The sequence below is a fragment of the Pseudomonas extremorientalis genome (genome assembly GCF_001870465.1).
In the GTDB taxonomy this organism is placed as follows: Bacteria; Pseudomonadota; Gammaproteobacteria; order Pseudomonadales; family Pseudomonadaceae; genus Aquipseudomonas; species Aquipseudomonas extremorientalis.
In genome coordinates, this window is the sequence record NZ_MDGK01000031.1 from 125,865 (window position 1) to 145,896 (window position 20,032).

General features: G+C 62.6%; 18 protein-coding genes. 7 read left to right on the top strand and 11 right to left on the bottom strand.

The window, feature by feature from the left end; all coding sequences use genetic code 11:
* Positions 1-20: 20 nt before the first annotated feature.
* The 3 genes from ybeY to miaB all read right to left on the bottom strand — a co-directional run bounded on the left by ybeY (position 21) and on the right by miaB (position 3,008).
* Positions 21-479, bottom strand: a complete 459-nt coding sequence (gene ybeY / locus BFN10_RS12395) for an rRNA maturation RNase YbeY (RefSeq protein WP_071489905.1) — start codon at positions 477-479, stop codon at positions 21-23.
* Positions 472-1,476 (bottom strand): PhoH family protein, encoded by a 1,005-nt coding sequence (locus BFN10_RS12400; RefSeq protein WP_071489906.1) that lies wholly within the window; start codon positions 1,474-1,476, stop codon positions 472-474. Before BFN10_RS12400 ends, ybeY begins: the two co-directional genes overlap by 8 nt.
* A 203-nt stretch (positions 1,477-1,679) precedes the next feature.
* A complete protein-coding gene (gene miaB, locus BFN10_RS12405) occupies positions 1,680-3,008 on the bottom strand; it encodes a tRNA (N6-isopentenyl adenosine(37)-C2)-methylthiotransferase MiaB (protein WP_071489907.1) in 1,329 nt (442 codons plus the stop codon).
* 131 nt (positions 3,009-3,139) lie between these two features.
* Between miaB and BFN10_RS12410 the strand changes: the two genes are divergently transcribed.
* Complete coding sequence (locus tag BFN10_RS12410; RefSeq protein WP_003194436.1) at positions 3,140-3,466, top strand: DUF1820 family protein; 327 nt, start codon at positions 3,140-3,142, stop codon at positions 3,464-3,466.
* Positions 3,467-3,474: 8 nt separating this feature from the next.
* Here the strand turns inward: BFN10_RS12410 and BFN10_RS12415 are convergent, their stop codons facing one another.
* The 4 genes from BFN10_RS12415 to BFN10_RS12430 all read right to left on the bottom strand — a co-directional run bounded on the left by BFN10_RS12415 (position 3,475) and on the right by BFN10_RS12430 (position 6,995).
* Positions 3,475-4,029 (bottom strand): tetratricopeptide repeat protein, encoded by a 555-nt coding sequence (locus tag BFN10_RS12415; RefSeq protein ID WP_071489908.1) that lies wholly within the window; start codon positions 4,027-4,029, stop codon positions 3,475-3,477.
* 225 nt (positions 4,030-4,254) lie between these two features.
* Positions 4,255-5,538 (bottom strand): glutamate-1-semialdehyde 2,1-aminomutase, encoded by a 1,284-nt coding sequence (hemL, locus tag BFN10_RS12420; protein ID WP_071489909.1) that lies wholly within the window; start codon positions 5,536-5,538, stop codon positions 4,255-4,257.
* Between the two features lie 11 nt (positions 5,539-5,549).
* Positions 5,550-6,179, bottom strand: coding sequence for a thiamine phosphate synthase (gene thiE, locus BFN10_RS12425; RefSeq protein ID WP_071489910.1), 630 nt, complete (start codon positions 6,177-6,179; stop codon positions 5,550-5,552).
* 18 nt (positions 6,180-6,197) lie between these two features.
* Positions 6,198-6,995, bottom strand: a complete 798-nt coding sequence (locus BFN10_RS12430; protein ID WP_071489911.1) for a hydroxymethylpyrimidine/phosphomethylpyrimidine kinase — start codon at positions 6,993-6,995, stop codon at positions 6,198-6,200.
* 275 nt (positions 6,996-7,270) lie between these two features.
* Between BFN10_RS12430 and BFN10_RS12435 the strand changes: the two genes are divergently transcribed.
* The 4 genes from BFN10_RS12435 to BFN10_RS12450 all read left to right on the top strand — a co-directional run bounded on the left by BFN10_RS12435 (position 7,271) and on the right by BFN10_RS12450 (position 13,745).
* Positions 7,271-9,661: a hybrid sensor histidine kinase/response regulator gene (locus BFN10_RS12435; protein WP_071489912.1), complete on the top strand. Its 2,391-nt coding sequence runs from the start codon at positions 7,271-7,273 to the stop codon at positions 9,659-9,661.
* Between the two features lie 69 nt (positions 9,662-9,730).
* Positions 9,731-11,386, top strand: a complete 1,656-nt coding sequence (locus BFN10_RS12440; RefSeq protein WP_071489913.1) for an acyl-CoA dehydrogenase family protein — start codon at positions 9,731-9,733, stop codon at positions 11,384-11,386.
* Between the two features lie 179 nt (positions 11,387-11,565).
* Complete coding sequence (gene amn, locus BFN10_RS12445; RefSeq protein ID WP_161630243.1) at positions 11,566-13,038, top strand: AMP nucleosidase; 1,473 nt, start codon at positions 11,566-11,568, stop codon at positions 13,036-13,038.
* 71 nt (positions 13,039-13,109) lie between these two features.
* Positions 13,110-13,745, top strand: coding sequence for a pseudouridine synthase (locus tag BFN10_RS12450; RefSeq protein WP_071489914.1), 636 nt, complete (start codon positions 13,110-13,112; stop codon positions 13,743-13,745).
* Here the strand turns inward: BFN10_RS12450 and BFN10_RS12455 are convergent.
* Both BFN10_RS12455 and BFN10_RS12460 read right to left on the bottom strand, forming a co-directional pair.
* Positions 13,740-13,949, bottom strand: a complete 210-nt coding sequence (locus BFN10_RS12455; protein ID WP_025999909.1) for a DUF2788 domain-containing protein — start codon at positions 13,947-13,949, stop codon at positions 13,740-13,742. The genes BFN10_RS12450 and BFN10_RS12455 overlap by 6 nt on opposite strands.
* Before the next feature lie 199 nt (positions 13,950-14,148).
* A complete protein-coding gene (locus BFN10_RS12460) occupies positions 14,149-14,628 on the bottom strand; it encodes an Lrp/AsnC family transcriptional regulator (RefSeq protein ID WP_003194418.1) in 480 nt (159 codons plus the stop codon).
* Positions 14,629-15,025: 397 nt separating this feature from the next.
* Between BFN10_RS12460 and BFN10_RS12465 the strand changes: the two genes are divergently transcribed.
* Positions 15,026-16,054 carry a DUF6515 family protein gene (locus tag BFN10_RS12465; RefSeq protein ID WP_071489915.1) on the top strand — a complete coding sequence of 343 codons (1,029 nt, stop codon included), beginning with the start codon at positions 15,026-15,028 and terminating at the stop codon, positions 16,052-16,054.
* Here BFN10_RS12465 and BFN10_RS12470 read toward each other — a convergent pair.
* Both BFN10_RS12470 and BFN10_RS12475 read right to left on the bottom strand, forming a co-directional pair.
* On the bottom strand, positions 16,051-16,944 hold the full coding sequence (locus BFN10_RS12470) for a cation diffusion facilitator family transporter (protein WP_071489916.1): 894 nt from the start codon (positions 16,942-16,944) through the stop codon (positions 16,051-16,053). The genes BFN10_RS12465 and BFN10_RS12470 overlap by 4 nt on opposite strands.
* Before the next feature lie 9 nt (positions 16,945-16,953).
* Complete coding sequence (locus tag BFN10_RS12475) at positions 16,954-17,373, bottom strand: polyribonucleotide nucleotidyltransferase (RefSeq protein WP_071489917.1); 420 nt, start codon at positions 17,371-17,373, stop codon at positions 16,954-16,956.
* 124 nt (positions 17,374-17,497) lie between these two features.
* Here BFN10_RS12475 and hrpB point away from each other — a divergent pair, with 124 nt between their 5' ends.
* Entirely contained in the window at positions 17,498-20,008 is a 2,511-nt protein-coding gene (hrpB, locus tag BFN10_RS12480; RefSeq protein ID WP_071489918.1) for an ATP-dependent helicase HrpB, read from the top strand.
* The last annotated feature ends 24 nt before the right edge of the window (positions 20,009-20,032 follow it).

A 20,032-nucleotide genomic window follows, 5' to 3' on the forward strand; every position in this document is an offset into this window, starting at 1 on the left:
ATTGTTACAGTTGAGTGTTTTTAAGCTTCGTCGTCGGCATATGGGTCCGGATGACCCAATTCTGCAAGCAACGTTTGTTCCAGTGTTTCCATTTCCTCGGCTTCCTCATCGTCTATATGGTCGTAACCCAAGAGATGCAAGCAGCCGTGGATGACTAGATGGGCCCAGTGGGCTTCAAGTTCCTTGCCTTGTTCCTTTGCCTCGCGCTCCACCACGGCGACACAGATGACCAGATCGCCCAGCAACGGGATATCCAGCAGCTCATCCGGCACATCGGCGGGGAAGGACAGCACGTTGGTCGCGTAATCCTTCTGGCGCCAGGTGTGATTCAGTTCGCGGCCCTCGGGCTCGTCCACCAGGCGAATGGTCAGTTCCGAGTCGGCGGTGCGCTGGCGCAGGGCCAGGTCGCACCACTGACGGAACTGGGCTTCGCTGGGGGCGGGCGCTTCGGTGGCCAGCTGCAGGTCTAGCTCAAGCATCGCGGCGAATGTCCTTGGCCGGTGCTTCGTCGCGATGGTCGAAGCGCTCGTAGGCTTCGACGATGCGCTGCACCAGCGGGTGACGAACCACATCCTTGGGCATGAAGTGCGTGAAGCTGATGCCCGGCACGTCCTTGAGCACCTCGATCACCTGGGCCAGGCCCGACTTGGTGCCTTTGGGCAGGTCGACCTGGGTGACATCACCGGTGATCACGGCGGTGGAGCCGAAACCGATGCGGGTGAGGAACATCTTCATCTGCTCGACCGTGGTGTTCTGGCTTTCGTCGAGGATGATGAAGCTGTTGTTCAAGGTACGACCACGCATGTAGGCCAGCGGGGCGATCTCGATCACCTGGCGTTCGATCAGCTTGGCCACGTATTCGAAGCCGAGCATCTCGTACAGTGCGTCGTAGAGCGGGCGCAGGTACGGGTCGATCTTCTGGGCGAGGTCGCCGGGCAGGAAGCCGAGCTTCTCGCCAGCCTCGACCGCCGGGCGTACCAGCAGGATGCGGCGCACTTGCTCGCGCTCCAGCGCATCGACCGCACAGGCCACGGCCAGGTAAGTCTTGCCGGTACCGGCGGGGCCGATGCCGAAGTTGATGTCGTTGCCGAGGATTTCCTTGACGTACTTCTGCTGATTCAAGCCGCGCGGGCGAATCATGCCTTTTTTGGTACGCAGGGCCACGCTGGCTTCGGCCACGGGGTTATTGGCCAGGTCTTCGACAGCCGATTCCTGCAGGTACAGGTGCACGGTTTCCGGCGACAGCTCGCTACCCTTGGTTTCACGGTAGAGGCGGCGCAGCAGGTTTTCTGCGGACGTGGTGTGTTGGGGTTCACCAATGAGCTCGAACTGATTGCCGCGATTGCGGATCTCGATGCTCAGGCGTTGTTCGATGAGGCGCAGGTGCTCGTCGAACTGTCCGCACAGATTGGCGAAACGGCGAGCCTCAAAGGGCTCGAGGAGAAAACGATGGGGTTCTGCTATGGGTGCGTTCAAGGTTGTTTTTAGCCGCCCTTTGGCTGTTGAGGTGAAAGAGAGAATAACGCCAGCTGCCCGTGCGCGAAAGCACTTACGTCATCGGAATGTTGCGCGGTCAGAATGTGGGAGGGCGCTTGCCCCCGATAGCGCCGGTTCAGATAAAACATCTGTATCTGACACGCCGTCAGCGGGGGCAAGCCCCCTCCCACCTAATCAGGCAATTATTGCCGCAATGACCCGCGCAACGAATGCGGCTGCGCCGCATCGATGTGCACATCGGCAAACTGGCCGATCAGGGTCGGATTATCGCAACGGAAGTTTACGATTCGGTTGTTCTCGGTACGCCCCTGCAATTCGCCCGGGTCTTTTTTCGAATAGTCGGTGACCAGGATGCGCTGGACAGACCCGACCATTTGTCGGCTGATCTCGAAACCCTGCTGGTTCAAGCGGTGTTGCAGCGCATTGAGGCGCTCTTTTTTCAGCGCTTCCGGGGTGTCGTCCGCCAGGTCGGCCGCCGGGGTACCGGGGCGTTGGCTGTAGACGAACGAATAGGAGAAGTCGAAACCGACGTCTTCGATCAGCTTCATGGTCTGCTCGAAGTCTTTCTCGGTCTCGCCGGGGAAGCCGACGATAAAGTCCGAACTGATGCAGATGCCCGGCACCGCTGCGCGCAATTTGCGCAGTTTGGATTTGTATTCCAGGGCGGTGTGGTTGCGCTTCATGGCCGCCAGGATGCGGTCCGAGCCCGATTGCACCGGCAAGTGCAGGTGCTTGACCAGTTCCGGCACTTCAGCGTGGGCCTGGATCAGGCTGTCGGAGAACTCCAGCGGGTGTGAGGTGGTGTAGCGGATGCGCTCGATACCGTCCACGGCAGCCACCACGCGGATCAGCTCCGCCAGGTCGGCCAGGCGGCCATCCTCGGTCAGGCCGCGGTAGCCATTGACGTTCTGGCCCAGCAGGGTCACTTCGCGCACGCCGTTTTCGGCCAGGTGGATGATTTCCGACAGCACATCATCAAATGGCCGGCTGACTTCTTCACCGCGTGTGTAGGGCACCACGCAGAAGGTGCAGTACTTGCTGCAGCCTTCCATCACTGACACGTAGGCGCTTGGCCCATCGATACGGGGTTCGGGCAAGTGGTCGAATTTTTCGATCTCCGGGAACGACACATCCACCTGCGGCAGCTTGGTAACGCGCGCGGCATCGATCATTTCCGGCAGGCGGTGCAGGGTCTGCGGACCGAAGACCACGTCGACATAAGGTGCGCGGTCGCGGATCGCGGCGCCTTCCTGGCTGGCCACGCAACCGCCGACGGCGATCACCATGTCCGGGTTGGCCAGCTTCAATTCGCGCCAGCGGCCCAGCTGCGAGTACACACGGTCCTGGGCCCGCTCGCGGATCGAGCAGGTATTGAGCAGGATCACGTCGGCATCTTCGGCGCGGGCGGTGACTTCCAGGGCCTGGTGTTCGCCCAGCAGATCGACCATGCGCGAGCTGTCGTACTCGTTCATCTGGCAACCGTGGGTTTCGATGTAAAGCTTCTTGGCCATGGGAATCGTCAACTGGTGGTAAAGAACCGCGCATTATAGGGGGCATGCCCATTGGTTCCTAGCGTTGTGCATCGGGTGCCATGCTATAGTTCGCGCCCTCTTTTATATCCCCGATGTGTTGTTCGCCCACCATGACCAAACGTGAAGCTCCAATCTACAAGGTGATTTTCCTCAACCAGGGCCAGGTGTTCGAAATGTACGCCAAGCAGATCTATCAAAGTGATCTGTGGGGTTTCCTGGAGGTGGAAGAGTTCGTCTTTGGCGAGCGCACCCAGTTGGTCGTCGACCCGGGCGAAGAGAAGCTCAAGGCGCAGTTCGAAGGCGTGGTGCGCAGCTTTGTGCCGATGCATTCGATTGTGCGAATCGATGAAGTCGAGCGCCTGGGCACGCCGAAGATCAGCGAGGCGCGGGGCACCAGCAATGTGATGCCATTTCCGATGCCAATGCCGGAGAAGTAAGGCGGCTGTCAGGGCAGCGGTGAGAAGGGCGAACGCCCATCGGCGCTCTGCAGTTCCAGAAGGTAGTTGCGGAAAATCTGGCCCAGCACCTGGGTCGCCACTTCCAGTTCATCGCGCTGCATGTGCTCGGCGACTTCGTCGGCGGTGTCCAGCGCGTCTTCAGCGCCGTTGACCGCGGCCATTTTCAGCACGATGTAGGCCTGGACGTTGTTGGCCGGCACGCCTTCGCCCTTGAAGAACATGTTGCCCAACTGGAATTGCGCTTGGGCATGGCCCTGCAACGACGCTTTCTCGAAGTAGCTCAAGGCCTTGTTGAGGTCGCGGGCAGGGTTCTTGCTGTCGTGGAAGTACTCGCCCAACTCGTATTGCGCCTGCGCATCCCCGCCGTCGGCCTGCTTCTGGCACGCGCTCAGGGCTTCGGCCTGGCTGTCTGGCTGGGTATTGAGGGTGCAACGACCCATCGCTGGGATTAACAACGAGTTGCCGCCTGCTTGTGCATGTGCCAGCAGCGGCTGAAGGAGCAACAGGCAGCCCAGAACCAGGGTGCGGCCGGTGCGTTTCATGGGAATCGACTTACCTCTGACGGGGCACGCGGACCCTCGGGGGATCCAATAAGCGCGCATTATGAAATAAGCAGGCCTCTGCTTACAAAGTCTTTACTCGTTTTTCTGCTGCTTGGCCAAGTTATCTGCCGGATTGCAGGTGAATTCTCGGAAAAACTCGGAAATATCTGTAAGCAAAGTAGCAAATCAGACACCGTTTGCGGGGTGCCTGATGGTTGCGGCCTATTACTTCAGTGCGGCGAAGGCGCGTTCGGCGGCGTCGAGGGTCAGTTTCAGCTCGGCTTCGCCGTGGGCGATCGAGGTGAAGCCGGCTTCGAAAGCGCTCGGTGCCAGGTATACGCCGCCTTCCAGCATCAGGTGGAAGAAGCGTTTGAACAGATCGGCATCGCTGCCCATTACGTCGTCAAAAGTGACGATATCGTCGGCACCGCTGAAGTACAGGCCGAACATACCGCCCGCCTGGGTGGTGACAAACGGAATGCCGGCGGCATCGGCGCGCTGTTGCAGGCCGTCGAGCAGGCGCGTGGTGTAGTCGGTCAGCTCGGCGTGGAAGCCCGGGCGGCTGATCAGGCGCAGGGTGGTCAGGCCGGCGGCCATGGCCAGTGGGTTACCCGACAAGGTGCCCGCCTGGTACACCGGGCCCAGCGGCGCGATGTGCTGCATGATCTCGCGCTTGCCGCCGAAGCAGCCCACCGGCATGCCGCCGCCGATGATCTTGCCGAAGGTGCTCAGGTCCGGCGTGACGCCGTAGTGCGCCTGGGCGCCGCCGAGGGCGACGCGGAAACCGGTCATCACTTCGTCGAAAATCAGCACCACGCCGTGTTTGTCGCACTGTTCGCGCAGGCCTTCGAGAAAGCCCGGCGCGGGCGGCACGCAGTTCATATTGCCGGCCACCGGCTCGACGATGATGCAGGCCACGTCCTGGCCCACTTCATTGAGCATCTGCTCGACGGCGGCGATGTCGTTGAACGGCAGGGTCAGGGTGTGCTTGGCAAACGCGGCTGGCACGCCCGCCGAGCTAGGGACACCTTGGGTCAGCGCGCCAGAACCGGCCTTGACCAACAGGCTGTCGGAATGGCCGTGATAGCAGCCTTCGAACTTGATGATGCTGTCGCGGCCGGTGAAACCACGGGCCAGGCGGATCGCGCTCATGGTGGCTTCGGTGCCGGAGCTGACCATACGCACCATTTCCATCGACGGCACGATCGAGCAGACCAGGTCCGCCATCTCGGTTTCCATGGCGGTCGGCGCGCCGTAGGACAGGCCGTGTTCCAGTTGCTTGCGCACCGCGTCCAGCACGTCCGGGTGGCTGTGGCCGAGGATCATCGGGCCCCAGGAGCCGACGTAGTCCACGTAGCGCTTGTCATCTTCGTCGGTGACGTAGGCGCCTTCGGCATGCTTGAAGAACAGCGGCGTGCCGCCCACGCTCTTGAACGCACGCACGGGGGAGTTCACACCGCCGGGTATGTGTTTCTGGGCATTGGCAAACAGCGTTTCGGAACGGGACATGATCGGGCTCTCTAAACTGAAATTTTAAGAAGGTCGTTGAACGCACGGGCGCGGCGCGTGACTTCCTGGGTGCTATCGGCGCCAAACAGGCCGTGCACCACCGCCAGCAGGTCGGCACCGTGGGCCACCAGGGGTTCGGCGTTCTCCAGGGTGATGCCGCCGATCACGCAGATCGGCAGCTGCAGGCGCGCACGGGCCTGGGCCAGCATTTCGAGGGTGGCGGCCGGGGCGCCGGGCTTGGTACTGGAATTGAAGAAGCGACCGAAGGCGACGTAGCTCGCACCTTCCTTGGCAGCCTGCTCGGCCAGTTCGATCTGGCTGTGGCAGGTGGAACCGATGATGGCCTTGGAGCCGAGCAGGGCACGGGCCGGGGTCAGCGGGCCGTCGGTCTGGCCCAGGTGCACGCCGACGCCGAGGCGCGCGGCCAGTTCGGCGTCGTCGTTGATAATGAGTTGGGTTTTGTAGCGCGAGCACAGCTCCCGCAGCTTTTCTGCTTCACGCAGGCGCCGGGCTTCGTCGCTGCTTTTGTCGCGGTATTGCAGCAGAGTCACGCCACCGTCCAGCGCCGCTTCGACGTAGGCGAGGAATTTGCCGGCCAACAGTTGGCTGTCGGTAATGGCGTAAAGGCCACGTAGTTTCATCAGGCAGGCCTCGTGCTGTTAAGAGCAGAAATCCAGCGGCAGACGGCGCGGCACGAACTGGCCCTGGCCGAGTTGTTCAGCGTCACGCAGGGTGCGCCAAGTGTAGTTGAGGGCCGATTGCACGGCGCTCACCAGGCCTTCGCCCTGGGCGATCCGGCCCGACAGGGCACTGGCCAGCGTGCAGCCCGAACCGTGATAACTGCCAGGCAGGCGCTGGCAGGTAAAGGTCTGGCGCGTGCCGTCGCGGCTGTAGAGGCGGTTGTGTACTTCGTGCTCGTCGCCATGCCCGCCGGTGATCAGCAAATGCCTGATATACGGCAGCAGCTTCTCGGCGCATTCGTCTGCCGAGCCGTCCGGCAGCTCGGCGAGGATGCGCGCTTCGGGCAGGTTCGGCGTGGCGATCAGCGACAACGGCAACAGCCGCTCGCGCATCGCATAACCGACCTCGTCCTTGCCCAGGCTACCGCCGCCACCGGCGCGCAGTACCGGGTCGCACACCACCGGCAGGTGCGGATGCGCCTGCAGCAGTTCGACCACGGTGTCGACCATCGCGGTGGAACCGAGCATGCCGAGCTTGACCGCCGCCACTTCGGAGTCGCCGAGCACGGCATTGGCCTGGGCCAGTACCCATTCGCGGTCGAGCACGCGGAAGTCGCTGACGTTGACCGTGTTCTGCACGGTCAGTGCGGTGATGGCCGGAGCCGCATGGCAACCCTGGGCGAGCAGGGCTTCGATATCTGCCTGCAAGCCGGCGCCACCACTGGGGTCATGGCCGGAGAGACAGAGGACAACGGGGCGAGAGCTGTAGATATTCATGGTGCGCGAGCTTACCACCAAACGCTTTTGGCGGGGCTGTTGCGCGAAAGAGGATTTTCACCGCGGGTGGAAGGTTTCAGCAATCCAGGTCAGTGCATGAATATTGCTGAAAGCACCGTTCTAGAGCCTTTCAAAAAATTATTTCAATGGTGTCCAATAGCCTTTAGTGGCTATGCTAGAGTGGATCCAAACTACTAACTGTATTGCCGGTGTACGTCTTCTCAAAAGGAATGGGGGGCTTTTTGACATAACCGGGCAGGCCACGCTGGGGCTCTATGCGCTATTTGCTGATTTTATTGTTGTGCGGGCTGCCGCTGCTCGCCAGCGCCATCGAGTTCAACCAGGACACGCGCAGCCTGCCGCTGGGTCGAGCCTTGCAAGTGCTCGAAGACCCGACCGATGCCCTCACGATCGCCGATGTCAGCGCACCCTCTGCCGTCACGCAGTTCAAGCCCCACGATAAAGACACGCTCAACGCCGGTTACTCACGTTCGGTGTTCTGGCTCAAGGTCAATCTGCACTACCTGCCTCAGAATCCTGAAGCCCAACGCACCTGGTTGCTGGAGCTGGCCTACCCGCCGCTCGACCATCTGGACCTGTACCTGCCCGACAGCACAGGCACCTATCGCCTCGCCGGGCGCACAGGGGATGCGCTGCCGTTTGCCGCCCGTGAGATTCGCCAGAACAACTACCTGTTCAAGCTCGACTTCACGCCGGGCGAAGCGAAAACCGTCTACCTGCGCCTGCAAAGCGAAGGCTCGATCCAGGCGCCCTTGACGCTGTGGTCCAGCACCGCCTACCTGGAACAACAGCCGCTGCGCCTGTATGTGTTGGGCCTGATCTACGGCGTGTTGCTGGGCATGCTGGTGTACAACCTGTTCATCTATCTCAGCGTGCGCGACACCAGCTACCTCTATTACATCCTGTATATCGCTTCATTCGGCATGTACCAGCTGTCGGTCAACGGCGCGGCAGTGGAGTACTTCTGGCCGGACAATCCCTGGTGGGCGAATGCCGCGACGCCGTTCCTGATTGGCTCGGCAGCGTTGTTCGGCAGCCTGTTTGCGCGCAGCTTTCTGCACACGGCCCAGCACAGCCGCTGGATCAACCGTCTGTTGCTGGGGCTGGTGGCGTGTGGCGGTGTGGTGATGCTGCTGTCGTTGATGACCAGCTACGCCCTGGCGCTGCGCCTGGCCACCGGCTTGGCGCTGGTATTTACCGTGACCATCTTTGTCGCGGCCATCAAGGCCTGGTATTGCGGGCAGCGGGTGGCGCGCTATTTCATCATTGCCTGGTCGGCGTTCCTGCTCGGCGGGGTGGTCAATACCCTGATGGTGCTGGGCTACCTGCCGAATGTGTTCCTGACCATGTACGCCAGCCAGATCGGTTCGGCGATCGAAGTAGCGTTGTTGTCCCTGGCCCTGGCCGACCGCATCAACGCAATGCGTGAGCAACAGGCGCAGATCCTGTTCGATGCCAGCCAGAAGCTCGAAGTGCTCAACCTCCAATTAGCCCGCAGCAACCGTCTCAAGGATGAATTCCTCGCCACCCTGACTCACGAACTGCGCACCCCGATGAACGGCGTGATCGGCTCCCTCGAACTCATGCAAACCGTGCCGCTGGATGCGGACCTGGCGCAGTACCAGCAAACCGCCGCCGGCTCGGCGCGGGACATGATGCGCATGGTCAACGGCATCCTTACCCTCACCGAGTTGCAGGCCGGGCGCCTGGTTGCGCGGCCCGAGGTGTTCAGCCTGCGCGGTACGCTCGACACCTTGCGCCAGCAGTTCAGCGCCAGCGCCCAGAGCAAGGGCCTGGCGTTTTCCATCGATGTAGCGGACGAGCTGCCGGACCGCGTGCTGGGCGATGCCGACAAACTGCTGCAGTGCCTCGATTGCCTGCTGGATAACGCCTTCAAGTTCACCCACGAAGGTTCGGTGCGCCTGCGGGTGGTCGGTGTGCCCCACAGCGATGGTCGCCTTCGCCTGAGTTTTATCGTCACCGACACCGGGATCGGCTTTGCTTTCCTTGATGAAGCCACCCTGTACCAGCGCTTTTTCCAGCTGGATGGCTCCACCACTCGCGAGTACGGCGGCCTGGGCATCGGCCTGGCCATCTGCCGGCAACTGGTCGAACTGCTGGGCGGGCGCCTCACCCATCATTCCGAGCCGCGCAAAGGCAGCCGCTTTCAGCTGGAAGTGGAGGTCAGCCCGGTCCCGTCCGAGTCAAAGCCTGGACCGGACAAACAACGTGCGCCCCAGGAATGCTCGGTGCTGTTGGTGGATGACAACAGCGTCGGCCAATTGGCGGTGCGCGGTATGTTGCTCAAGCTCGGTTACCGGGTGAAAACCGTGGACAGCGGCCCGAGCGCGTTGGCGGCGTTGCAGGCAGCGGATTTCGATGCAGTGCTGTTGGATGTTCCAGAAGGCGGTTTCTCGTTGTGCTGTCAGATTCGTGCGTTGCCTGGCTGCGGCGAATTACCGGTGATCGCCTTGAGCTCGTCACCGAATGTGTCGGAGCGCGAGGGCTGCCATGGCATCGGGATTTCCGAGCGCCTGGCCAAGCCTGTACGTTTCGAGGCGTTGCAGGTGGTATTGGAGCGTCGGTTGTTGTGTCCGTTAGAGGGCAAAAGCGCCGGACAATCGGCGGGTATGTCACTTTTTTAAGCGGTATGACGGTGCTTAACTGAAATGCAGGCCTCAACTGAACGTGGCCTTTTTTCTTGGAGGCCCGTCATGAACCTGCATCAATTTGCCGAAACCCACGACGTCACCAACCAGCCGCCGTCCCTGGACGGCACCAACCTGTACCGTATCGATCTGCCCCTGCAGGAATGGTCGCGCCGCTTTGGCGCCGGCTGGGCGCAGGCGCGTATCGATGCCTACGGTGTGTTGGCGGGCGGGCCGTTGATGGAAGCCGGGTTCCTGGCCAACCAGAACAAGCCGGTGTTCAACAGCCATGACCGTTATGGTCGTCGCATCGACCTCGTGGAATTTCACCCGGCTTATCACGAGCTGATGCGCACCGCCGTCGAACACGGCCTGCCGTCACTGCCCTGGGCCCATCCGCAGTCCGGCGCCCACGTGGCCCGCGCCGCCATGACCTACCTGCACAGCCAGGCCGAAGCGGGCACCGGCTGTCCGCTGACCATGACCTTCGCCTGTGTGCCGACGCTGCGTTTGCAGCCTGACCTGGCCGATATCTGGCTGCCGAAAGTCCTCAGCACCCAATACGATTCGCGCAACGTTGGCATCGCCCACAAGGCCGGTGCCACCATCGGCATGGCCATGACCGAGAAGCAGGGCGGCACCGATGTGCGTGCCAACACCACCCGGGCATATCCGGTGGGCGCCGGCGGGCCAGGGCAGGCTTATGAACTGGTGGGCCACAAGTGGTTCTGTTCGGCACCGATGTGTGATGCGTTCTTGACCCTGGCGCAAACCGACAAGGGCCTCACCTGTTTCCTGCTGCCCCGGCACCGACCGGATGACACACGCAACGAGTTCTACATCCAGCGCCTGAAAAACAAACTCGGCAACTGCTCCAACGCTTCCAGCGAAGTGGAATTCCGTGGCGCCCTGGCCTGGATGATCGGCGAAGAAGGCCGTGGCGTGCCGACCATCATCGAGATGGTCGCCATGACTCGCTTCGATTGCATGGTCGGCTCCAGCGCCCTGATGCGCCAGGCGCTGACCCAGGCCAGCCATCATTGTGCCCATCGTTCGGTCGGCGGCCGCGTGCTCAGCGAGCAGCCGTTGATGCAGAACGTGCTGGCGGACCTGGCGCTGGAAAGCGAATCCGCACTGGCCCTGAGCCTGCGCATGGGCCGGGCGCTGGATCATCTGGACGATGAACAGGAAGCCAAGTTCGCCCGGCTGGTGACGGCGGTGGGCAAGTATTGGATCTGCAAACGTGCGCCAGCGATGATCAACGAGGCCGCTGAGTGCATGGGCGGCGCGGGGTATGTCGAAGACAGCATTCTGCCGCGCCTGTACCGCGAGGCACCGGTGAACTCGACGTGGGAAGGGTCCGGCAATGTGCAGTGCCTGGACGTGCTGCGGGCGTTGTCGAAAGAGCCGGGCGTGCTGGAGGCACTGTTTGTCGAACTGGGCGATGGGCACGGCGACCGGCAGCTGGCGCGGCATATCGAGCAGTTGAAGTCGGCATTCATGGACACCCAGGACATCCAGTACCGTGCGCGGCAACTCACCGAAGACATCGCCGTGGCATTGCAGGCCAAGTTGTTGCTGGAGGCGGGGAATGCGGCGGTGAGTGATGGGTTTATTGCCAGTCGGTTGGGTGGCTCGTCTGGCCGTGTGTATGGAACCTTGCCACGCGGCGTAGATGTGGAGGCTCTCATCGCCCGCTCCACCCCCAATCTATCGGACTAAAATGCGGTAAACATGTGGGAGGGGGCTTGCCCCTGATAACGGTGTGTCAGCGATAGATGTGTTGGCTGACAGTCAGCTATCGGGGGCAAGCCCCCTCCCACATTTACCGCATTCCAACTCTGGTGTTTCGGTGAGGCCGGGATACAGGCAAGATAAAGGCCTGCAAGTCAGAACACAGGATGCTTACCGTGACCGAAGCTTTTGTTGTCGTTCAAACCGCTGAAGAAGCCGTGGACCGGCTGGCGGCCCTGCATGAGCGTGCCACTGGCGCGCTCAATCAAGCCCTCAAGCAATACCTCAAAGATCGCGTCGAGCCCGACGCCGAACAACGTGCGCTGTTTCGCTACCCGGAACTGCGCCTGACCTACCACTGCCACGGTGAAGTCCCACAGACCACCCGGGCGTATGCCAAGGTCCAGTTGCCGGGAACCTACAGCGTCACCGTCACCCATCCTGCGGCGTTCCGTAAGTACCTGCTGGAGCAACTGGTGCCGTTGATGCACGACTTCACCGTGACCGTGGAAGTCGGCGTGAGCCAGCAGAACATTCCGTACCCGTACGTGGTGGAGCAGGGCGACGAACTGGCCGGTTCCGGCGTGACCGCCGCGACCCTGGCCCGTGTATTCCCCAGCACCGACCTGTCGGCCGCCACCGATGGCATCGCCGACGGCTTGTACGACTGGGAAAACACCGACCCACTGCCCCTGGCACTGTTCGATGCGGCCCGCGTGGACTTCTCCCTGCGCCGCCTGGTGCACTACACCGGCAGCGACTGGCGCCATGTGCAGCCGTGGATCCTGCTGACCAACTACCACCGGTATGTCGACCAGTTCATCCTGCATGGCCTGGAGCAACTGCGCAGCGACCCGCGCTTTATCCGCATGGTGCTGCCGGGCAACGTGGTGATCGACAAGAGCATGGATCACGGTGAGGCGTCGGCAATTGCCGCCGGTGTGGTGTGGCACCGTTACCAGATGCCGGCCTATCACCTGCAGGCCACTGATGGCCATGGCGTGACCCTGGTGAACATCGGCGTCGGCCCGTCCAACGCCAAGAACATCACCGACCATCTGGCCGTGCTGCGTCCGCATTGCTGGCTGATGATCGGCCACTGCGGCGGCCTGCGCCAATCCCAGACCATCGGCGACTACGTACTGGCGCACGCCTACATGCGCCGCGACGGTATTCTCGACCGCGTGGTGCCGCCGAACATCCCGATCCCGGCGCTGGCTGAAGTGCAGCTTGCGTTGCAGCAAGCGGCGGCTAACGTTACCGGCGAAAAAGGCGAAGAGCTGAAAAAACGCCTGCGTACCGGCACCGTGTTGACCTACGACGACCGTAACTGGGAACTGCGCTGGGCCCAGGAACGCCCACTGATCAACCTGTCCCGCGCCGTGGCCGTGGACATGGAGAGCGGCACCATCGCCGCGCAAGGCTATCGTTTGCGGGTGCCGTACGGCACCTTGTTGTGTGTATCGGACAAACCGCTGCATAGCGAAATCAAGCTGCCGGGTTCGGCCAACGCGTTCTATGAGCGTGCGGTCAGCCAGCACTTGAAGATCGGCATCGAGGCGGTGGACCTGTTGCGCACCGAACTCAACTCGCTGCACTCGCGCAAACTGCGCAGCTTCGACGAGCCGCCGTTCCGCTAAGCGGTTGGGATGGTCATTTAACGGTCAGGCCACTAGCATTGTCGGTCCTGACCGTTAGATGTTCCTTTGCCATGTCCCGTCCCACCCGTCCCGATTCGCGCCGCCCTGGCGTGAAACCCCCGTATTCCGCTGCGCGGCGTGTCGCCAAGGCGCCTCCGGCCGAACCGAAGTTGATCCTGTTCAATAAACCGTTCGATGTGCTGACTCAGTTCAGCGACGAAGGCGGCCGCGCGACGCTCAAGGATTTCATCGATATTCCCGGCATCTACCCGGCGGGCCGTTTGGACCGTGACAGCGAAGGCCTGCTGCTGCTGACCAATGACGGCCAGTTGCAGGCACGGATTGCCGATCCCAAACACAAGCTGGCGAAAACCTACTGGGTGCAGGTGGAAGGCGAACCCACCGAAGAACAGTTGCAACGCCTGCGCAAAGGCGTCGAACTGAACGACGGCATGACCTTGCCCGCCGAGGCTCGGCAGTTGGATGAGCCCGAGCTGTGGCCGCGCAACCCGCCCGTGCGCTTTCGCAAAAGCGTCCCGACGCACTGGCTGGAACTGGTCATTCGTGAGGGGCGCAACCGACAGGTACGGCGCATGACCGCTGCTGTCGGTTTGCCTACTTTGCGCCTGGTGCGCGTGCGGATTGGCGATTGGTCGATCGACGGCCTGGACCAAGGCCAGTGGAAGGAAGTGCCGGCGCGCTTATAACGCGCCGGACTCGATCAGTCCGATCACCACGCTCTTGATGATGAACGCGGCCACGCCCAGGCCCAGCACGAAGAACAGAATGAACGAGCCAAAGCGCCCGGCCTTGGACTTCTTCGCCAGGTCCCAGACGATAAAGCCCATGAAAATGATCAGGATCGTGACCAGGCCGGTCATCATCCATTCTTCGAAGAGGGCGGGGTCGATGTTGTTCATGGGGGATTTTTCCGACAGGGCAGGCGGGCAGTATACGGCAGCGTTACCGACGCAACATTGACCTGGATCGAAGTGCAATCCAAATGTGGGAGGGGGCTTGCCCCCGATAGCGGTGGGTCAGTTGATAAATAACTGACTGACACTCAGCCATCGGGGGCAAGCCCCCTCCCACATTTGACCTTCACCGATCTTAAGTGCGCAGGTGGGTCAGGGGCAGTTCGGTGCTGTTCAATACCTGATTGAGCACAAAGCTGGAGCGCACGCTGGTCACCCCTTCGATACGGGTCAAATGCCCCAGCAGCAATTTCTGGTAGTGGTCCATGTCCGGCACCACCACCTTCAACTGATAGTCCGCATCCATCCCCGTCACCAAACTGCACTCCAGCACCTGGGGCAGGGTGCGGATCGCCGCCTCGAAATTCTCGAAACGCTCGGGGGTATGGCGGTCCATGCCGATCAGCACGTAGGCGGTCAGGCTCAGGCCGAGCATCTTTCGGTCGAGCAACGCGACCTGGCGGGCGATGTAGCCGTCATCCTCCAGTTGCTTGACCCGGCGTGAGCAGGGCGACGGCGACAGGCCGATGCGTTCGGCCAACTCCTGGTTGGAGATCCTCGCGTCGCGCTGCAATTCCGCCAAAATACTCAGGTCGTATCGGTCAAGCTTGCTCATTGGGTTGGCCTTTGTCGTAACTATTGCGGCGAATTATCCATGAAGGGTTAAAAATTGCGCAAGCACTGTTTATTGACGCAATCTTCGCAATCATCCGTCGGGCGCCTACGGGTATCTTTATCAACAGAATCACCGCCTGGACAACAGTCCACAGCAGCCCGCCCAATCAGGCTCGCTGCGGCCGCTACCCCAGCAGGGTTGAGCCGGCCTCCAGGCTGCACAATGTCCACAAGACGGCGTGAGGTGAGCCAACGTCAAAAGCGTTGAGCCAGGACGAAGTTCTCAAGGGGTGGCCGACGGGTCGCCCCTTTTCTTTTGCCTGCTGATAACCTGTGCGAGAACCGGGCCTGGCTTTTCCAGTCTCATGGACAGGCCCTAATCCGCAGTGAGGAATAGCATGAAGCGCATCTGGCGTATGGCAGGTGTAGGTTTGCTGGTGGTCACCGTTGGCGCCCAGGCAGTGGCCGACGAACGTGACAACGGGCCGCGTGGTGAAGGCGGTGGTCAGCATGAAAGAGGGCCGGAGGGCGGACGGCCAGGGGGCAATGAACAGCCGCGCCCGCAGAGCAACCCGCCACGGCCGGAAAACAATCAGCCACGCCCGCAGAATCAGCACTTTGATCGCGGCGGCCAGAACGGTGGCGGCCAATGGCAGGGACGTCCCCAGGGCAATGAGCAGGGGCGGCCGGTGCAACCCCCACCGCCACAACCGTCGAACAACCTGCCGATCCAGGGCCGCCCCGACACCGTACGCCAGACCCAGGAGCCCCGTCAGGGCTACTACCGCGACATCCCGCGCCGCAATGACGGCAATCAACACTGGGAAGCCGGCGGGCCCGGCTCGCGTCCCGGCGACAACCGCTGGCCAGGGCGCCCCGACGGTCATGGCAATGGCTGGGGCCCCGGCCCGCAACATCGCCCAGGCTATGTGATCGACCGTTTCCCCGACCGCAACTACCGTGTGCCTTACCGTGGCCAGGATTATTTCTACTCCGGCGGCTATTGGTATCGCCCGCAAGGCCCGCGTTATGTGGTGGTGACGCCACCGTACGGCATCCGTGTGCATTACCTGCCGGACTACGCGCGTGAAGTGTGGGTGGGCGGCGCGCTGTTCTTCCTCGCCGCAGGTGCCTATTACACCTACGAAAGCAGCTCCCAGCAGTACGTGGTCGTGCAACCACCGACGCAGGTGCCGCCGCCGCCCGCGCCGCAAGGCAATGGCTATGACGTGGTGGCGTACCCCGTCAACGGCCAATCGCCGGCCCAGGTGCAGCAGGACGGTTATGACTGCTATCGCTGGGCGGTGCAGCAAAGCGGTTTCGACCCGCAGCAAGTGACCTACGCCCCCGACCCGGCAGTGGTGCAAACCTATCGCCAGGCCCAGGGCAACTGCCTGAGCAGTCGCGGCTATCAGGTGCAGTACTAGGGTTTATTGCCCGTGACCACTTCCCGTGGGTCGGCGTGCACCAGCACTTCGGCACGCGGGTAGGCTTTGTGAATGGCATCGGCGGCCTGGTCGCTGATGCCGTGGGCCACTGACAGCGTCAATTCCCCCGGCAATTCCAAGTGCAACTGTACGAACCAGTGGCTGCCGGAAATCCGCGTGCGCAAATCATGGGCGCCCAACACTCCGGGCACACCACGGGCCAGTTCCAGCATGTGCTGGCTGACCTCCGGCGGCAGCTCCTCGTCCATCAGTACCGCAAAACTTTCCCGGGCGATCTGGATCGCGCTCCACAAGATATAGGCGGCAATGCCCAGGCCGAACCAGGCGTCCACCTGATGGTAGCCAAACCCTGCCAGCACCAGCGCCACCAGGATGCTGCCGTTGAGCAGCAGGTCCGAGCGATAGTGCAGTGAGTCGGCGCGCACGGCGTTGGAGCCGGTTTCGCGGATCACCCGGTGTTGCAGCATCAACAAGGCCACGGTCAGGACCAGGGAAAACACAATCACGCCAATGCTCAGCCACGGTGCGCCGACCGGCTCCGGGTGTTGCAGGCGCTGGTAGGCCTGGAACGCGATCAACACCGCACTGACGCCGATGAATAGCGCCTGGGCCATGCCGGACAGCGACTCAGCCTTGCCATGCCCATAGCGGTGATCGTCATCGGCCGGGCGCAGGGCGTAGTGCACCGCGAGCAAATTCAACAGCGAGGTCACGCCGTCCAACAGCGAATCGGTCAAGCCGGCGAGCATGCTCACCGAGCCGCTGAGCCACCAGGCGATGGCCTTGGTGATAATCAGCGCACAGGCCACGCCCACCGAAGCGCGGGTGGCCAGGCGCAAGAGCCTGGCGTGTTCGGGACTGCTGGTCATGGACGGTCCTTATGCGGCGGGTTGCAGGCCCAGGGACGCGAGTTGCTGCACACTCCCTTTGAACTGGATCATGCGCGGGTCGTCCAGCGGCAGGCTGCGGCCGGTTTCCTTCTGGATGATGCTTTGCAGCTTGGCATTGTCGACCTTGCCGTCGGCGCCAATGGCGTCGTGGAGTTTGGCCGGGTCGACCTGGGCAGTCTTGCCCGGTTCGAAATAGATGGCGCCGGTGGCGAAGTCCACGCCGAACGCGATCAGGCCGGGGATCACATAGAACAGCAGGCCCACGGCGTCGAGCACGGCAATGGTCGGGTCGATCTTGCCGTCTATCTGGCCACGGCGGTCGGGGTAGAAAATCGACCCGCAGGCGGTGAGTTGGCTCAGCAGGGTGACGGCGAGGACACCGCCGATGACACGGGAAGCGATACGCATGGGGACTCTCCTGAACACGGTGGATACGCGACTATATAGCAACGGCCTTACAGCAATGGCCTTGAGACCATCGTCGGCATTCGGCAGTTCGCCGTTATACTCGCCGCTCTGCTTTGGAGCCAGTATGAATTCGTTGCCGATCGATGAAGTTTTACCCGCGCTGCGTGACGCCTTGGCGAATCGCCATGAAGCCGTGTTGGAAGCACCGCCCGGCGCCGGTAAAACCACCCGTGTGCCTTTGGCGTTGTTGAACGAGCCCTGGCTGGCCGGGCAGACCATCCTCATGCTCGAACCCCGCCGCCTGGCCGCCCGTGCCGCGGCCGAGCGCCTGGCCAGCGAGCTGGGTGAAAAGGTCGGCGAAACGGTCGGCTATCGCATCCGCCTGGACAGCAAAGTCGGCCCTGACACCCGTATCGAAGTGGTCACCGAAGGCATCCTCACCCGCCGTCTGCAGGACGACCCGGCGCTGGACGGTGTGGGCCTGTTGATCTTCGACGAGTTCCACGAGCGCAGCCTCGACGCCGACCTGGCGCTGGCCCTGAGCCTCAACGGCCGCGAACTGTTTCGCGATGAGCAACCGCTGAAGATCCTGCTGATGTCCGCCACTCTGGAAGGCGAGCGTCTGGCCAGCCTGCTGGATGACGCGCCGATCCTGCGCAGTGAAGGCCGCATGTTCCCGGTGCAGATGCGCTGGGGCCGCCCTTATCAGCCCGGTGAATTCATCGAACCGCGGGTGGTGCAAACCATCCTCGAAGCCCTGCACGACGAAACCGGCAGCGTGCTGGTCTTCCTGCCAGGGCAGGCAGAAATTCGTCGGGTCCACCAGCAACTGGTCGACGTCCTCGGCGGGCGCCCCGATGTGCTGTTGTGTCCGCTGCATGGCGAGTTGGACCTCAACGCTCAACGCGCCGCCATCGACCCGGCGCCCGCCGGTAAACGCAAAGTCGTGCTGGCGACCAACATTGCCGAGACCAGCCTCACCATTAACAGCGTGCGCGTGGTGATCGATGCCGGGCTGGCACGCGTACCGCGTTTCGACCCGGGCAGCGGCATGACTCGCCTCGACACCCAGCGCATCTCCCGCGCCAGCGCCACCCAGCGCGCCGGTCGGGCAGGGCGCCTTGAGCCGGGCGTGTGTTATCGCCTGTGGTCCGAAGACCAGCATGAAGGCCTGGCCGCCTACGGCAGTGCGGAAATCCTCGCCGCCGACCTGGCTGGCCTGGCTCTGCAGCTGTCGCGCTGGGGCGTTACACCCAATCAATTGGTGTGGCTGGATGTGCCGCCGACCGCCGCGTATGCCCAGGCCCAGGATTTGCTGGTGCGCCTCGGTGCATTGAATGACGACGCACTCACCGCCCACGGCCAGAAAATGGCCGAACTGCCGGCCCACCCGCGTATCGCCCATCTGCTGTTGCGCGGGCAGGACCTGGGGCTGGCAAGCACCGCGTGCGATGTCGCCGCGCTGTTGGGCGAGCGCGATATCTTGCGCGGCGGCGGTGCGGACTTGCACAGTCGCCTGGCGCTGCTGTCCGGTGAAGAGCGCTCGCGCGGTACGCAAGGCGGCGTGCAACGGGCCAGGCAGTTGGCCCGGCAATACCGCGGCTATTTAAGAGCGCAGGCGACTCAAGCAGTGGCCGACCCCGATCATCCGCGCTGGCTCGGCGCCTTGCTGGCACTGGCCTACCCGGACCGCGTCGCCCAGCAACGTCGCCCAGGCGGTGCCGAGTACCGCCTGGCCAACGGCCGCGCGGCGCTGTTCGCCGAGGCCGATAGCCTGATGAAACAACCCTGGCTGGTCATCGCCGACCTGGGCAGCCGCCAGGGCCAGCGTGAAGAGCGCATCTACCTGGCGGCGGATTTTGACCCGGCGCTGTTCGACACGGTGCTTGCCGAACAAGTGCGCAACGTCGATCAACTCGACTGGGACGAGCGCGAAGGCGTGCTGCGCGCCGAGCGCCAACGCAAAGTTGGTGAGTTAGTGCTCAGCCGCGAACCCCTCACCGGCCTCGATGAGTCCGCGCGCAGTCAGGCACTGGTCAACCTGGTGCGTCGCAAAGGCCTGGAACTGCTGCCGTGGACGCCGGAACTGCGCCAATGGCAGGCCCGCGTCATGCTGCTGCGCCACCTTGACGCCGGCAAAACCAGTGAATGGCCGGATATCAGCGACAGTGCCTTGCTCGCCAGCCTCGAACACTGGCTGATGCCCTACCTGGGCAAAGTGTCGCGCCTGAGTCATTTCGCCAACCTGGATATCTCCAGTTTCCTGCACAACCTGCTGCCGTGGCCGCTGCCCCAGCGTCTCGATGAACTGGCGCCGCAGCATGTGAAAGTGCCGTCGGGCTCGTCGGTGCGGCTGGACTACAGCGAACAGCCACCGATCCTCGCGGTGCGCTTGCAGGAGTTGTTCGGGCTGGCCGACACCCCGCGCATTGCCGGTGGGCGCCAGGTGGTGAAGCTGCACCTGCTGTCCCCAGCGCGACGGCCGGTGCAGGTCACCCAGGATCTGGCGAACTTCTGGCGCAGCACCTACGCCGAGGTGAAGAAGGATCTGAAGGGGCGCTACCCCAAGCATTACTGGCCGGATGATCCGTTGGTGGCCGAGGCAACGGCGCGGATCAAGCCCCGCAAGTCGTAACACCACAGGCTCCAAATGTGGGAG